This window comes from Gilliamella sp. W8128, assembly GCF_016100545.1.
Taxonomy (GTDB): Bacteria; Pseudomonadota; Gammaproteobacteria; order Enterobacterales; family Orbaceae; genus Gilliamella; species Gilliamella apis.
Window position 1 is genome coordinate 254,583 of the sequence record NZ_JACFSE010000002.1, and the last position, 16,350, is coordinate 270,932.

At 36.3% G+C, this 16,350-nt stretch carries 11 protein-coding genes and 4 tRNA genes; 2 read left to right on the top strand and 13 right to left on the bottom strand.

What is annotated here, in order from left to right:
- Window positions 1-22: 22 nt before the first annotated feature.
- From garL to H3U97_RS02795, 4 genes are read right to left on the bottom strand one after another with little or no spacing between them, the layout of a single operon-like run.
- Window positions 23-793 carry a 2-dehydro-3-deoxyglucarate aldolase gene (garL, locus tag H3U97_RS02780; RefSeq protein ID WP_034900840.1) on the bottom strand — a complete coding sequence of 257 codons (771 nt, stop codon included), beginning with the start codon at window positions 791-793 and terminating at the stop codon, window positions 23-25.
- 47 nt (window positions 794-840) lie between these two features.
- A complete protein-coding gene (gudD, locus tag H3U97_RS02785; protein WP_034900842.1) occupies window positions 841-2,175 on the bottom strand; it encodes a glucarate dehydratase in 1,335 nt (444 codons plus the stop codon).
- 42 nt (window positions 2,176-2,217) lie between these two features.
- Window positions 2,218-3,555 carry an enolase C-terminal domain-like protein gene (locus H3U97_RS02790; protein WP_065577657.1) on the bottom strand — a complete coding sequence of 446 codons (1,338 nt, stop codon included), beginning with the start codon at window positions 3,553-3,555 and terminating at the stop codon, window positions 2,218-2,220.
- 39 nt (window positions 3,556-3,594) lie between these two features.
- Window positions 3,595-4,926, bottom strand: a complete 1,332-nt coding sequence (locus tag H3U97_RS02795) for an MFS transporter (protein WP_034900846.1) — start codon at window positions 4,924-4,926, stop codon at window positions 3,595-3,597.
- 454 nt (window positions 4,927-5,380) lie between these two features.
- On the opposite strand from H3U97_RS02795, the gene garD reads away from it, so the two are divergent.
- On the top strand, window positions 5,381-6,919 hold the full coding sequence (gene garD / locus H3U97_RS02800; protein WP_370545671.1) for a galactarate dehydratase: 1,539 nt from the start codon (window positions 5,381-5,383) through the stop codon (window positions 6,917-6,919).
- An 86-nt stretch (window positions 6,920-7,005) separates the two neighbouring features.
- Here the strand turns inward: garD and H3U97_RS02805 are convergent, their stop codons facing one another.
- On the bottom strand, window positions 7,006-8,166 hold the full coding sequence (locus H3U97_RS02805; protein WP_198198072.1) for a sugar diacid recognition domain-containing protein: 1,161 nt from the start codon (window positions 8,164-8,166) through the stop codon (window positions 7,006-7,008).
- A gap of 90 nt (window positions 8,167-8,256) precedes the next feature.
- On the opposite strand from H3U97_RS02805, the gene H3U97_RS02810 reads away from it, so the two are divergent.
- On the top strand, window positions 8,257-10,179 hold the full coding sequence (locus H3U97_RS02810; protein WP_198197998.1) for an ABC transporter ATP-binding protein: 1,923 nt from the start codon (window positions 8,257-8,259) through the stop codon (window positions 10,177-10,179).
- Window positions 10,180-10,263: 84 nt separating this feature from the next.
- Here H3U97_RS02810 and nusG read toward each other — a convergent pair whose 3' ends face one another.
- The 8 genes from nusG to adhE form a co-directional block, all read right to left on the bottom strand.
- Window positions 10,264-10,809: a transcription termination/antitermination protein NusG gene (gene nusG, locus H3U97_RS02815; RefSeq protein ID WP_034900847.1), complete on the bottom strand. Its 546-nt coding sequence runs from the start codon at window positions 10,807-10,809 to the stop codon at window positions 10,264-10,266.
- 1 nt (window position 10,810) lies between these two features.
- Window positions 10,811-11,152, bottom strand: a complete 342-nt coding sequence (secE, locus tag H3U97_RS02820; RefSeq protein ID WP_198198000.1) for a preprotein translocase subunit SecE — start codon at window positions 11,150-11,152, stop codon at window positions 10,811-10,813.
- A gap of 193 nt (window positions 11,153-11,345) precedes the next feature.
- Entirely contained in the window at window positions 11,346-12,530 is a 1,185-nt protein-coding gene (gene tuf / locus H3U97_RS02825; RefSeq protein WP_034900851.1) for an elongation factor Tu, read from the bottom strand.
- 183 nt (window positions 12,531-12,713) lie between these two features.
- Window positions 12,714-12,789, bottom strand: a tRNA-Thr gene (locus H3U97_RS02830).
- A gap of 3 nt (window positions 12,790-12,792) precedes the next feature.
- Window positions 12,793-12,867: transfer RNA gene (locus H3U97_RS02835), tRNA-Gly, on the bottom strand.
- 55 nt (window positions 12,868-12,922) lie between these two features.
- A tRNA-Tyr gene (locus H3U97_RS02840) sits at window positions 12,923-13,007 on the bottom strand.
- A 32-nt stretch (window positions 13,008-13,039) separates the two neighbouring features.
- Window positions 13,040-13,115: transfer RNA gene (locus H3U97_RS02845), tRNA-Thr, on the bottom strand.
- A gap of 366 nt (window positions 13,116-13,481) precedes the next feature.
- On the bottom strand, window positions 13,482-16,184 hold the full coding sequence (gene adhE, locus H3U97_RS02850) for a bifunctional acetaldehyde-CoA/alcohol dehydrogenase (RefSeq protein WP_198198002.1): 2,703 nt from the start codon (window positions 16,182-16,184) through the stop codon (window positions 13,482-13,484).
- Window positions 16,185-16,350 lie beyond the last annotated feature (166 nt).

Here is a 16,350-nt window from a genome sequence, read left to right on the forward strand (position 1 = left end):
TTTACGACTAAAATAGTATTCGTTACTTTAAAAACTTATCTGCTAGCGCTTGGGTTGAACTTCTTAATAAACCTAGATCATTACCTACAGCAACGAATGTTGCCCCCATATCAATATAATGATGAACATCAGCTTCTATTGGTGCCAAAATACCGCATGCTTTACCTTGTGCTTTAGCAACATCAAAAACATGTTTTATCGCTGCTTGCACTTCAGGGTGCTTAGGATTACCAAAATGGCCTAATGAAGCAGAGAGATCACTCGGTCCAACAAAAATACCATCAATACCATCAACTGCAGTTATTGCTTCAACATTATTAACTGCTTGTTGAGTTTCAATTTGTACCACAACACAAATATTTTGATTAATTTTAGTAAAATAATCAGTAATAGTGCCAAAGCCATTACTACGATGAGAAACAGAAACTCCTCTTACCCCCTCAGGTGGATAGCGGGTATAAGCTACTGCTGATTTGGCTTGTTCTACTGTTTCTACATATGGGATTAAGAAATTATAAAACCCAATATCAAGTAATCGCTTAATTAAAACTTGATCATTCCAAGCAGGACGAACTATTGGTGCACTACTACTATCTTTTAATGCCATCAATTGCGGTACAAACGTGGTAACATCATTAATCGCATGCTCACCATCTAGCAACAACCAATCAAAACCAGCTAAACCAAGTATTTCTGTTGAAATTGGATTTCCTAAAGCAGCCCAACAACCAATAAGTTTTTTACGTTCTAACATATCTTGCTTAAATTGGTTGTGGCAGGTTATTTTTTTCATAATTTACCTTTTAAATTCTCGAGTTATTTTTGATAATAATAGTTCAATTATCTAACCAAACATGGTTTTTTATTATCAAACTGCCAGCCAGGAATTAAATATTGCATGGCCATTGCGTCATTTCGGTTACCAAGACCCATTTTCTTAAATAACTCATGAGCTTTCATTACTTGATCCATATCAATTTCAATGCCTAATCCTGGTTTTTCAGGAACCTTAATTTTACCATTAATAATTTGTAATGGTTCTTTCGTTAAACGTTGGTTACCTTCCTGCCAAATCCAATGAGTATCCAGTGCAGTTGGATTGCCTGGTGCTGCTGCACCTACGTGTGTGAACATAGCTAAAGAGATATCAAAATGGTTATTAGAATGTGAACCCCATGTTAAACCAAATTCATGACACATTTGTGCAACACGAACTGAGCCATTCATGGTCCAAAAATGTGGATCAGCTAATGGAATATCAACAGATTGTAACGATAATGTATGTCCCATTTGACGCCAATCGGTTGCAATCATGTTGGTAGCAGTCGGTAAACCCGTGGCCCGACGAAATTCAGCCATGACTTCTCGCCCTGAATAACCTTGTTCAGCACCACAAGGATCCTCTGCATAAGCCAAAGTATTTTTCAAATATTTACCAATACGAATCGCTTCCTCTAATAACCATCCTCCGTTAGGGTCAAGTGTTACTCGAGCATCTGGGAATTTCTTTTTAATTGCTATTACTGCTTCTGCTTCATCTTCTGCTGATAAAACACCGCCTTTTAATTTGAAATCGCGGAAACCATATTTTTCATAAGTAGCTTCAGCCAATTGGGCAATTTTTTCAGGCGTTAGTGCTTCTTCATGTCGTAGGCGATACCAATCACATTTTTCATCATTTTGACTTTGATAAGGTAAATCTGTTTTGTTGCGATCACCGACATAAAATAAGTATCCTAACATTTCCACTTCATCACGTTGTTGACCATCGCCAAGTAATGATGCCACGGTAACGCCTAAATGTTTACCAAGTAGATCTAACATTGCCGCTTCAATCGCAGTAACAACGTGAATTGTTGAGCGTTGATCAAATGTCTGATTGCCTCGACCACCAACATCACGATCAGCAAATTGAAGACGCACTCGATTCATCACATTTTTATATTGGCCAATAGATTGACCAACAACTAATGATTTAGCATCTTCTAATGTTTTAGTAACCGTTCCGACGCACGGTACTTCGCCGACACCAATGTTGCCTGAGTTATCTTTTAGGATAACAATATTTCGAGTAAAATACGGTGAATGTGCACCACTTAAATTAAGTAGCATACTGTCATATCCAGCGACTGGATAAACATTCATTTCCGTTATAATTGGCGTTGATAAACTCATAATATTAACCTCTTAAATTTCTTGTATTTCTCTAATTCTGTTTTAACGAACCATGCAAGGTCGTTTACGATCAAACTGCCAACCAGGTATTAAATACTGCATTGCAATAGCATCATTACGTGCACCATTTGCTAATTTTTTATGTAATTCATGAGCATTCATAATTTGTTGCATATCTAATTCAATGCCTAATCCCGGTTTATCATGCAGTTTAATTTTGCCATTACTTATTTCTAATGGATTTTTAGTCAATCTGGCCTGTCCTTCCTGCCATATCCAATGAGTATCAAGTGCAGTTGGATTGCCTGGTGCCGATGCACCAACATGACTAAACATCGCTAATGAGATATCAAAATGATTGTTAGAATGGCAACCCCAAGTTAATCCCCATTCATGACAAAGCTGAGCAACCCGACTTGCACCAGTTAAAGTCCAAAAATGCGGATCTGCTAAAGGTATATCAACAGCTTGTAACATAATTGAGTGACACATTTCTCGCCAGTTAGTTGCAACCATATTCGTTGCTGTTGGTAGACCAGTGGCACGACGAAACTCTGCCATTACTTCACGTCCCGAATAACCATTTTCTGCACCACAAGGGTCTTCGGCATAAGTCAGGACATGGTTAAGCCCTTTACATAATCGTATAGCATCTTCCAATAACCAACCGCCATTAGGATCTAAAGTAATTCTAGCATCTGAAAAACGTTTTTTTAGCTCAGTGACCGTTTCAATCTCTTTTTCTCCAGCTAATACACCACCTTTCATTTTAAAATCTTTAAAACCATAGCGATCTTTTGCTACTTCAGCTAATTCTATTACCGACTGAACTGTCATCGCTTCGCGGCGTCGAATGTTGTACCATTCATGACCATTTTTGAGTGGCTGGTCATAAGGTAGATCAGTTTTCTTATCATCACCAATATAAAACAAATAGCCTAAAACAGTTACTTCATCTCTTTGTTTGCCACCACCCAATAATTCAGCCACAGGCACATTTAAAAATTGCCCCATTAAATCTAACAGTGCTGATTCCAAAGCTGCTACAGCATTAACTCGTAGTTCAAATGTCCATGCACCTTTACCAAAAGTATCATAATCAGAATCTAAATAGCCTTGATGCATATCATTTACGATACGGTTAAGAATCGAAATAGGTCTACCTTCAACATGTGCACAAGCTTCCTTCAATGCATTTTCAATTGTTGAACCACCAGGAGCCTCACCAACACCAACATGACCAGCATTATCTGTTAATATAACAATATTACGGGTAAAGTATGGACCGTGAGCACCACCAATGTTCATTAACATACTGTCATAACCTGCAACAGGTATAACTTGCATTGAAGTAATAATTGGCACTGATTGAGTATTCATATTACGATTCTCCATTTCATAAATTTGTTTTTTTATTATTTAATCCTTTTTCTTTAATTCCATTCGTTTAATTGGACCAACAAGAACTAAATAACTAAATGCAGCAACAAACGCATGACCGGCAACAAATACTAATGCCCATTCAAAGCGCCCTGTCCATGCCACAATATAACCAATAATAATTGGAGAAATGATACTTGATGCATTACCAAACATATTGAATAAACCACCAGCTAGACCACTCATCTCTTTTGGCGCTGTATCTGCCATTACAGCCCAACCTAACGCACCAACACCTTTGCCGAAGAAAGCCATCGACATAAATAAAATAACTAGTCCAATTGAATCAACGTAATTACACATAATCATAGTCATTGAAAATAACATGCCTAAAATGATAGGTGTTTTACGGGCTATTGATAAAGAATTGGTTTTGCGCATAATGAAATCAGAAATAACCCCACCACTAATTCCACCAATAAAGCCACAAATAGCAGGAACTGCAGCAGCAAAGCCTACTTCTTTAATATTCATTCCACGCTGTGTTGCTAAATAAATAGGGAACCAAGTAATAAAGAAGAATGTTAAACAGTTGATACAATATTGACCTAAATAAACACCAAGCAACATTCTATTGGTCAATAATTGCCATAAATAACCTAATTTTGGACCTTCTTGTTTACCATTGTCTTTTTTCTGATCCATATCAACTAAAGCACCACCTTCAACGATATAATCAACTTCTGCTTGATTAGCTAAAGGATGATCTTTTGGATTGCGAATAACAAACAAAGTAACAGCACTGACAAAAATACCCAATCCACCCATAAAGAAGAATACTGATTGCCAACCATACTCATGAGTCAACCAACCCATAATTGGTGCAAAAATAACGGTTGCAAAATATTGTGCTGAGTTAAAAATGGCTACTGCTGTTGCTCTTTCTTTAGCTGGAAACCATGCGGCGGTAATACGGCTGTTTCCAGGGAATGAAGGTGCTTCAGCAAGCCCCATTAAAAAACGGAAGGTAAAAAGCATAATTAGTGCCCAAGCACCAATAAAGAAGTGTACAGTCCCTTGTAATAGAGTAAAAATAGACCAAAATAGAATACTTAAAAAATAAACTCGTTTAGAACCGAATCTATCTAGTAACCATCCTCCAGGTAATTGTCCTATTACATAAGCAATACCAAATGATGACATCACCCATCCCATGGCTGCTGCATCAAATCCTAATTCCCCCGACATTGCTTTTCCAGCTATACCTAATGTTGCTCGGTCGCCGTAGTTAATCGCTGTGACTATAAATAAAAAAACGACCGTCATCCATCTGGCGTTAGTCCTTTTTTGTTTGGTTTTGTTTATTTCCATGTTTAGCTCCTAAACTTATAATTTCCTAAATTTAATTATTAAATATAAAAGGTATAGCTGAAGTAGAAAATAAATAGACTTTTTTACGTTTCTAAGATAATCCACTAATAGTAAATAAGTATGGGGGGTTCATCATAAAAATTCATTGGGTAAAAGCACAAAAAATAAGTGCAAATTACATTTATTTATATGCAAATACATAAATTAATGTTACGTTCTTCACAAAAATTTAATAAAACTACAAAATTTTGTGATACAAAGCGACTTTTATGGGTATTTTTATGATATTTAGCTAATTTATGAACTTATAATTGTGAATATGCACAATGCTATTTATTTTATTCGGATTTAAGATATAACGAAGAAATTATGAGAAATGTTATAAAATTTAATTTGCTATTAATTAATATATAAAATTAATTAGCATAATGGGAGTTGAGTAATGGAGAAACAAATTAACAAGCCGCTTTTTATCAAAATTAAAGAAATTGATAATGTTGCGATTGTTGTCAATAATAATGGATTACCCAAAGGTACAATTTTTGACAATGGATTACAATTAATTGAAGATGTACCTCAAGGGCATAAAGTTGCATTAAATGATATCAACCAAGGACAAGCTATAGTACGTTATGGTGAAACCATTGGTTACGCTAAAAAAGACATTAAACAAGGTAGCTGGATAAATGAAGCTGTAACACTAATGCCAACTTCGCCAGAATTGCATGAATTAGAAATAGCAACTAAAAAAGCGGATCCATTACCACCTTTAGAAGGTTATACTTTTGAAGGTTATCGCAACAAAGATGGCTCGGTAGGTACTAGAAATATACTTGGTATTACCATGAGTGTTAATTGTGTTTCGGGCGTTGTTGAATATGTTGCCAAAATCATTGAACGTGATTTATTACCAAAATATCCTAATGTAGATGGCGTCGTGCCATTGACCCATTTATATGGGTGTGGTGTAGCCATTGACGCTCCAGCAGCTATTGTACCAATTCGTTCTATTCATAATTTAGCTAAGAATCCTAATTTCGGAGGCGAAATTATGGTGATCAGTTTAGGATGTGAAAAGTTACAACCTGAAAGACTACTTAAAGGTACTCACGATACTATTCCGATAAAATTAGAAGATGATGACCTTGTTACTTTACAAGATGAACATGGGTTTAAAGCCATGGTTGACCATATTTTGCGTGTGGCAGAAAAACACTTACAACGTCTAAATCAACGCAAACGTGAAACAGTGCCTGCATCAGAATTAATCGTCGGAATGCAATGTGGTGGTAGTGATGCATTTTCTGGTGTTACCTCTAATCCATCAGTTGGCTTTGCTTCTGACTTATTAGTAAGATGTGGAGCAACAGTTATGTTTTCTGAAGTAACCGAAGTTCGTGATGGTATTCATTTGCTGACGCCAAGAGCAGCTGATGAAGAAGTCGGTAAAGCACTAATTCGAGAAATGCAATGGTACGATGAATATCTTGCTGCCGGAAAAGTTGATCGTAGCGCCAATACTACACCAGGCAATAAGAAGGGTGGCTTAAATAACATAGTTGAAAAAGCAATGGGATCTATTGCAAAATCAGGCACAAGTCCGATTGTCGAAGTGTTATCTCCTGGTCAAAGACCTACCAAAAAAGGGCTGATTTTTGCTGCAACGCCGGCTAGTGATTTTGTTTGTGGTGCTCAACAAGTTGCATCAGGTATCACATTGCAAGTTTTCACTACTGGCCGTGGAACACCATATGGATTAGCGATGGTACCTGTCATTAAAATGTCTAGCCGTAATATTGTCGCAGAACAATGGTTCGACCTTATTGATATTAGTGCTGGAGATATTGCTTTAGGCGAAGCAACTATTGAGGATATCGGTTGGAGACTTTTCCATTTAATCCTAGATGTGGCTAGTGGGCGCAAACAACCATGGTCAGATCATTGGAAATTATACAATCCACTAGCTATTTTTAATCCGGCACCTGTTACCTAAAAAACAATAAATTGCATATAAATATATTATTAATTGCGATTCTAAATACACCTTAATTATTAAAAAATAAAAAGTGTATTTAGAATTTATTCGTTTCTGTCCAACTGTAATCCAATATATAATAATAATCGATCGTCAAATTTGGCTAGATTTAAACCAGTCAAATTAGCAATTTTATTTAATCGATATTCTAATGTATTGCGATGAATAAACAATTCATTAGCCGTATCACCATTTTGTACATTATTCTTAAACCATGTTTGCAATGTTTTTTGCAGTACACCATTATTATCACCCATCCTTAATTTTTTTAAAGGTAATAATAATTCTTCAGCTTGCCAATCATAACTTAAACCATGTAATAAAACGGGAAGAATAAGTTCTTGGTAATAATAATTACGGATATTCGGCATTCTTTGCTTACCAATTAACATAGTTGTTTTAGCGGTTTGATAAGATTTAACTAATGGATAAGGATGTTGTTCAAAATAATTACCTAATGAAATTCGAATATCTAAATGAGTGGAATCTTTGATTGTAATTACTAATTGTTCTAATTTCTTTTTGTGTTCTAGTAAATCCCATCGTCCATAGCGATTTAAAGCAGGAATTAAAATAACTAACTCAGTAATAGATTTAATGGCAACTAAATTATTTTGGCTAACATGTTGTATTTGATTTTGTAGATGTTGTAATTCGCTCATAGCAGTATCAATGCCTAATTGGCCACTATCGACTTCAATCATGCATACTACTCGCGGTAACTGTAAATTAATATCTAATCGTTTAACCCATTGCACCATACTTTCAGGCAAGACTTCTTTTTCAATTAGAGTAAGAATCAATTCTTCTTTTAAACGATTATCATAAGATAATTCTTGTAATAATTGGGTTTGTTCCATCATCATTTCTGCTGACATACAAACCAATTCACCAAATTGTCGAATATCGGATGGTTCACCAGTTAAACCAATAACGCCAACAATACGATCATTAAGTTTTAATGGTAAATTGATACCCGGTTTAACGCCTTTCAGACGTTTAACCATTGTGCCATCAATTGAAACAGTTCTTTTTTGAGATATAGCCAGTATTGCACCTTCATGTAATTCTCCAATACGTTCCAAATCACCACTACCAATAATACAACCATCCCCATTCATTACATTGATATTACAATCAATAATTTTCATGGTTCTTTCAACAATCTGTTGAGCAATTTTAGGGGTTAGGCAATAAGAATTCATTACCATGTTAAATTTCCTATTATCATTTTGCATACGCTTTATTTTTTGTTAGCATAACACATTTTATATTGAATCATAGGTGACTTCGTCATGATAGTGTTTGATTCTATCCAAATTCGTAGAGGTATTAATCTACTTTTAGATAATGCCTCTGCAACAATAAATCCTAAACAGAAAGTTGGATTAGTCGGTAAAAATGGCTGTGGTAAGTCCACACTTTTTTCTTTAATTAAAGGTGAAATTCAAACAGATGCTGGCAGTGTTTCTATTCCTGCCCAATGGCAATTAGCATGGGTAAACCAAGAAACTCCAGCATTAGATACAGCGGCTATCGAATATGTTATTGATGGTGATCGAGAGTTTCGAAAATTAGAGCAAGATTTAGAGATTGCTTACGAAAAAAATAACGGTGAGCAAATTGCGCTTATTCATGAAAAACTTGATAACATTGATGCTTGGACTATCCGCTCTCGAGCGGCAACATTATTGCATGGTTTAGGTTTTTCTAATGAACAATTAACGCTACCGGTTAAATCCTACTCTGGTGGTTGGCGTATGCGACTTAATCTAGCACAAGCGTTAATGTGTCGTTCTGATTTACTGCTTCTTGATGAACCAACTAACCATCTTGATTTAGACGCAGTGATGTGGTTAGAAAAATGGTTAAGTAATTATCAAGGTACACTTATTTTAATCTCTCATGACCGTGATTTCTTAGATCCATTGGTTAATAAAATCATTCATATTGAACAGAAGAAATTATTTGAATACACCGGTAACTATTCATCATTTGAGACACAGCGCTCGGCAAAACTGGCGCAACAACAATCCATGTATGAAAGTCAGCAACTTAAAGTTGCTCATTTGCAAAGCTATATCGATCGTTTTAGGGCTAAAGCAACCAAAGCAAAACAGGCTCAAAGTCGAATAAAAATGTTAGAAAGAATGGAATTGATTGCCCCAGCTCATGTTGACAATCCTTTTCATTTTAAATTTAGACGACCAGAATTCTTACCTAGTCCTTTATTAACCATGGAAAATATCGTTGCAGGGTATGGTGATAAAGTTGTTTTAGAGCAGATTAAACTTAATTTAGTACCTGGCTCACGTATCGGTTTGTTAGGTCGTAACGGTGCTGGTAAATCAACACTGATTAAACTGCTAGCTGGCGAATTACCACCGATGCAAGGGCTGATTAGTTTAGCTAAAGGGGTACAATTAGGCTATTTTGCGCAACACCAATTAGAATACTTACGGGCTGATGAATCAGCTTTATGGCATTTAAAACAACTTGCAGAACCAAAGAATACCGAACAAGAATTACGTAATTATTTGGGAGGATTTGATTTTCATGGTGATAAAGTTAGTGAGCCAGTAAAAACATTTTCTGGTGGCGAAAAGGCTCGATTAGTTTTAGCGTTAATTGTTTGGCAAAAACCAAATCTACTGTTACTCGATGAGCCAACAAACCACTTAGATTTAGATATGCGACAAGCATTGACTGAAGCATTAATCGATTTTGAAGGTGCATTAGTTGTGGTATCGCATGATAGGCATTTATTACGTTCTACCACTGATGAGTTTTACTTAGTTCATGATCATAAAGTTGAACCTTTTAATGGTGATCTTGATGACTATCATAAATGGTTGACCGATGAGCAAAAGGCTGAAAATCAACCGCAAGAAAAAGATAAACCAGTAAAAAAAGAAGTGTTGCCTAAAGTTTCTGCACAAGAACGTAAAGAACAGAAACGAAAAGATGCAGAAGCCAGAGCACAAATACAACCATTGAAAAAACAGTTATATAAAGAAGAACAAACTATTGCTCGTTTAAATGATCAGTTAAAAGTCATTGAAGAGCAATTAGCTGATTCATCAATTTACGAAACTGATAAAAAATCAGAATTAACGCAATTATTACTTAATCAAAGTAATTTAAAGGCTGAATTAGATGAATCAGAATCAAAATGGTTAGAGCTACAACAGCAATTGGAAGAGTTCGAGAGAAGTTAACCATCAATTTAATAAAATTTAAATACCTAAAAACAAAAAATCACAGCATATAGCTGTGATTTTTTTAATTAGATGACAAATAGATTAACTTTTTTCTACTTGGCTAAAATCAAGTTCAACTGGAGTAGAACGACCAAAAATAGAAACCGATACTTTTAAGCGGCTTTTTTCATAATCCACTTCTTCGACGACACCATTAAAGTCAGCAAATGGACCTTCGTTAACCCGAACAAGTTCACCTGGCTCAAATAATGTTTTCGGACGAGGTTTATCACCAACTTGCTGTAGACGATTCATAATTGCATCAACTTCACGTTGGCTAATTGGTGCTGGCCTATCTGATGTTCCACCAATGAATCCCATAGTTCTTGGTACACTTTTAACTAAATGCCAAGTTGCATCGTTCATCGTCATTTCAACTAAAACATAACCTGGGAAAAATTTACGTTCGCTTTTACGGCGCTGTCCACTTTTCATTTCTACAACTTCTTCGGTTGGTACTAAAACTTCGCCAAAAGAATCTTCCATATTATGTAATTTAATATACTCACGTAATGATTGTGCAACACGTGCTTCATAGCCAGAATAAGCTTGGATCACATACCAGCGTTTTTGTTGTGTTTCACTCATATTAACGCCCTATTGAAGTTAGATAAAAGATGATTGAACGGAACAAAGAATCCATTCCCCAAAGCGCAGTACCAACAATAACGGTAATAACAGCGATTAATAAGGTTGTTTGTACAGTTTCTTTACGAGTAGGCCATACAACTTTTCTTAGTTCTTTTCGTGATTCTTGCAGAAATGCTATAAACGATTTTCCTTTAGTGGTTGTAAATGCAATAAATAAGGTTAAAAGCGAAACCACAACAACTGCAATAATTCGAACGATCGCATTTGGTTGATATATATCATTAGGTACAGAGAAATAAGAATTTCCCCAAACAATTAACGCAATTAATACTAGAACCAAAACCCATTTAAATTTGTCTAGAACAGTGCTTGTATCTTGACTCTCGTTACTTACTAGCATATAAAACCTATGATTATGTTATTTATAATATTATCCATTTTCCAAAATGCTCTTTCTCTAAAAACATTTTGCTAAACAGACTAGGTAAGAAAGGGTATCAAAAGATACCCTTTCTAGATCGTACTTGCTTAAATTATTTAATAACCTTAGCAACAACACCAGCACCAACAGTACGACCACCTTCACGGATAGCGAAACGTAAACCGTCTGCCATTGCGATTGGGTGAATTAATGATACTGTCATTTTGATGTTATCACCTGGCATTACCATTTCTACACCTTCTGGTAATTCAATAGTACCTGTTACGTCTGTTGTACGGAAGTAGAACTGTGGACGGTAACCTTTGAAGAATGGAGTATGACGACCACCTTCATCTTTACTTAGAATATACACTTCTGATTCGAAATCTGTATGTGGAGTAATTGAACCTGGTTTTGCTAATACTTGACCACGTTCGATTTCTTCACGTTTTGTACCACGTAGTAATACACCAACGTTCTCACCAGCACGACCTTCGTCTAGTAATTTACGGAACATTTCTACACCAGTACAAGTTGTTTTAGTTGTTGGTTTGATACCAACGATTTCAACTTCTTCACCAACTTTGATTACACCGCGCTCTACACGACCTGTTACTACTGTACCACGGCCTGAGATTGAGAATACGTCTTCGATTGGTAATAAGAATGGTTTATCAATATCACGCTCTGGTTCTGGAATGTAGCTGTCTAATGCTTCTGCTAATTCTACAATTTTGTCTTCCCATGCTGCATCGCCTTCTAACGCTTTAAGCGCTGAACCACGAATTACTGGTGTATCGTCACCTGGGAAATCGTATTGAGATAGAAGTTCACGTACTTCCATTTCAACTAATTCTAATAACTCTTCATCATCAACCATATCACATTTGTTTAAGAATACGATGATGTAAGGTACACCTACTTGACGACCTAAAAGAATGTGCTCACGAGTTTGTGGCATTGGACCATCAGTTGCCGCTACTACTAAGATAGCGCCGTCCATTTGTGCCGCACCAGTGATCATGTTTTTAACATAGTCAGCATGGCCTGGGCAGTCTACGTGTGCGTAGTGACGAGTTGGTGTATCGTATTCAACGTGTGAAGTATTGATGGTGATACCACGAGCTTTTTCTTCTGGTGCGTTATCGATTTGATCGAATGCACGAGCTTGACCACCGTATTTTTTAGATAATACTGATGTGATCGCTGCAGTTAAAGTTGTTTTACCATGGTCAACGTGGCCGATTGTACCAACGTTAACGTGGGGTTTTGTACGTTCAAATTTTTCTTTAGACATTTATCGTCCCTCAATGTAATACAAATCGGTGGTGATTCACCACATTAACCAAGTATCATATTTAGTTTTAACATAATACTAACTTAAAATTAGCTCTGAATGATACCAGATAAAGCTGTCAAGTGACAAGCTCTAAAGCAGTCAAATCTAATTTTTTTAGAAGGTTTAGGAAAATAACAAGAATGGTGCTGATAGGCAGATTTGAACTGCCGACCTCACCCTTACCAAGGGTGCGCTCTACCAACTGAGCTATATCAGCAATTGGAGCGGGCAGCGGGAATCGAACCCGCATCATCAGCTTGGAAGGCTGAGGTAATAGCCATTATACGATGCCCGCATGTTCAAACTCGGCTACCTAAATGCTTCAATTAGCAATTGCTAATGTTAGATAATGGTGGTGGGGGAAGGATTCGAACCTTCGAAGTGTGACACGGCAGATTTACAGTCTGCTCCCTTTGGCCGCTCGGGAACCCCACCCCGAATCATTATAAACTGTTTACTTAGGAAAATGGTGCCGGCTGCCGGAATCGAACTGGCGACCTACTGATTACAAGTCAGTTGCTCTACCTACTGAGCTAAGCCGGCCTAAGTGCTGCGCATTATGTACTAGAACATTTAAGCTTGCAAGCAAAAAAAACATTTTTTTTATTGTTTGCTTAAAAAAAAATCAAAAAAACCAAAAAAGACTGAGATATAAACTATTTCAGGATTTTTTTTAATCAAAAAATATATGTTAAATTATTTCTTTTTTTACGTTTTTTTCTTGGTTTTAGTTACAAAATACTGTTTAACAACGGTATTAATAGCAAAATTATTATGAATATCATCTCTATCTTGCCCATTAACACCGCTAATTTCAAGCAGAATTTATACGTTCAATAAAATTAAAGAATAAAAAAGCCCGAGATATAAACTATCTCAGGCTTTTGCTAATCAAAAATAATATTTAAATTATTTCTTTTTTGGTGCTTTTTTCTTAGTTTTAGTTGCAGCTACACCTTTAGCTGCAGTGTGAACAGCTACATCTTCACTAATATCACCTTTATCTTGATACGCACGACCATAGTAAGTATCAAGTAGAATTTGTTTTAATTCTGCAATTAAAGGATAGCGAGGGTTAGCACCAGTACATTGGTCATCAAATGCATCAACTGCAAGTTGATCAACTTGAGCTAAGAAAGTTTTCTCATCTACACCAAACTCTTTGATAGAGAAAGGAATATCTAGATCTTTTCTTAATTGATCTAACCAAGCAATTAGTTTCTCAACTTTCTTCTCGTCTTTATCTGTTGCTACAGTTAAACCAAGATGTTCAGCAATCTCAGCATAACGTCTTACAGCTTGAGGATAACCATATTGGCTAAATGTACCTTGTTTAGTCGGTTTATCCGTTGCATTAAAGCGAACAACATTGCTAATTAACATCGCGTTAGCCACACCATGAGGAATGTGGAATGCTGCACCAATTTTATGGGCTATTGAGTGACAAACACCTAAGAATGATTGAGCAAACGCAACACCAGCTAAAGTTGCAGCATTATGCACTTTTTCACGAGCGATAGGATTTTTTGCTCCTTCTTTGTAGCTTGTTGGTAAGTAAGCTTTTAATAAGCTTAATGCTTGTAATGCTTGCCCATCAGAAAACTCGCTTGCCATAATTGACACATAAGCTTCTAAAGCATGAGTTACCGCATCATAACCACCTGCAGCACAAAGTGATTTTGGCATATTCATAACTAAGTTAGCATCGACAATTGCCATGTTTGGTGTAATTGCGTAATCAGCTAATGGATATTTTTGACCAGTTGCATCATCAGTAACTACCGCAAACGGTGTCACTTCAGAACCAGTACCAGATGTGGTTGTCACGCAAATTAGTTTTGCTTTTTTACCCATGTTAGGGAAATGACAAGTACGTTTACGAATATCCATAAAACGCAATGCTAATTCGTCAAATTTAGTTTCTGGGTGTTCATAAAGAACCCACATAATTTTCGCCGCATCCATTGGTGAACCACCACCTAAAGCAATAACAGTATCCGGTTGGAATGCAGTCATTGAATCAGTACCTTTACGGACGACGCTTAATGTTGGGTCAGCTTCAACATCAAAGAAGGTTTCACAAATCACACCTTGCGCTTCAAGTTGATCAGTAATTTGTTTTGAGTAACCATTATTAAATAAGAATTTATCAGTTACTAAAAATACTCGTTTGGCACCTTGCTCAATCACTTCATTTAAAGCAACTGGAAGTGAGCCACGTTTAAAATAGATAGAACTTGGTAATTTGTGCCATAACATGTTTTCTGCTCTCTTAGCGATTGTTTTCTTGTTAATTAAGTGTTTCGGACCGACATTTTCTGAGACCGAGTTACCACCCCAAGAACCACATCCTAATGTTAAAGATGGTGCTAAATCAAAGTTATACAAATCACCGATACCACCGTGAGCAGCTGGTTGGTTGATTAAAATACGACATGTTTTCATTTTACTGCCAAAATAAGCAACACGATCACGATTGCTATCTTGATCAGTATAAAGTACTGAGGTATGTCCCATACCACCCATTTCAACGAGTTTTTCAGCTTTATCTACTGCTTCTTTAAAGTCTTTAGCTTTAAACATAGCTAATGTTGGTGAAAGTTTTTCGTGAGCAAATGGTTCAGATAAATCCACTTTACTTACTTCACCAACAAGTACTTTCGAACCGGCAGGAACTTTAATGCCGGCCATTTCTGCAATCTTAGTTGCTGGTTGACCTACGATATTAGCATTTAAAGCGCCTTTATCATTTAAGATGATACCTTGAACAGCTTTTGTTTCTTTAGCATTTAAAACATAAGCGCCATATTGAGTCAATAAATTACGTACTTCATCATAAACTGAATCAACAACAACGATAGCTTGCTCAGAAGCACAGATCATACCATTATCAAAAGTTTTAGACATAAGTACTGATGCAACAGCACGTTTTAAATCGGCAGTTTCATCGATAATTACAGGGGTATTACCTGCACCCACACCTAATGCTGGTTTACCTGAACTATAAGCGGCTTTAACCATACCTGGACCACCAGTTGCTAAAATTGCAGCAACATCATCATGATGCATTAAAGCATTTGATAATTCGATTGATGGCTCATCAATCCAACCAATGATATCTTTTGGCGCACCAGCTTTAATTGCTGCATCTAATACAATACGGGCTGCTTCGATAGTTGATTTTTTAGCGCGTGGATGTGGCGAAAAGACAATAGCATTACGAGTTTTTAAACTGATTAATGATTTAAAAATTGCGGTTGAAGTTGGGTTTGTAGTTGGCACGATTCCACAAATAATCCCTAATGGCTCCGCTATTGTAATGGTACCATAAGACTCATTTTCAGCAACAACACCACAAGTTTTGTCATTGCGATATTTATTAAGAATATACTCTGCAGCAAATAAGTTTTTAATAACTTTATCTTCTACAATCCCCATTCCTGATTCAGCAACAGCTTGCTGTGCAAGAGGGATTCGAGCTGCGGCTGCGGCTGTTGCTGCTGCCACGAAGATTTTATCAACTTGCTCTTGAGTATAAGTAGAATAAGTTTCCTGAGCTTTTTTAACTCGAGTCATTAACTCATTTAACTCATTCATATTGGTTACTGCCATAGATTTCTCCTTGAAAATTAAAAAATAAACTTGGATCGTTTGGCGTCTTCCTTGAACATATTTAAAGCATATTTATAATAGCAAAACGAAATTGTTGGATATCGTAAATCAGTTTTTTACTTTACACAATAAGATATTCACAAAAAATGAATGTTATTTAAAAGAG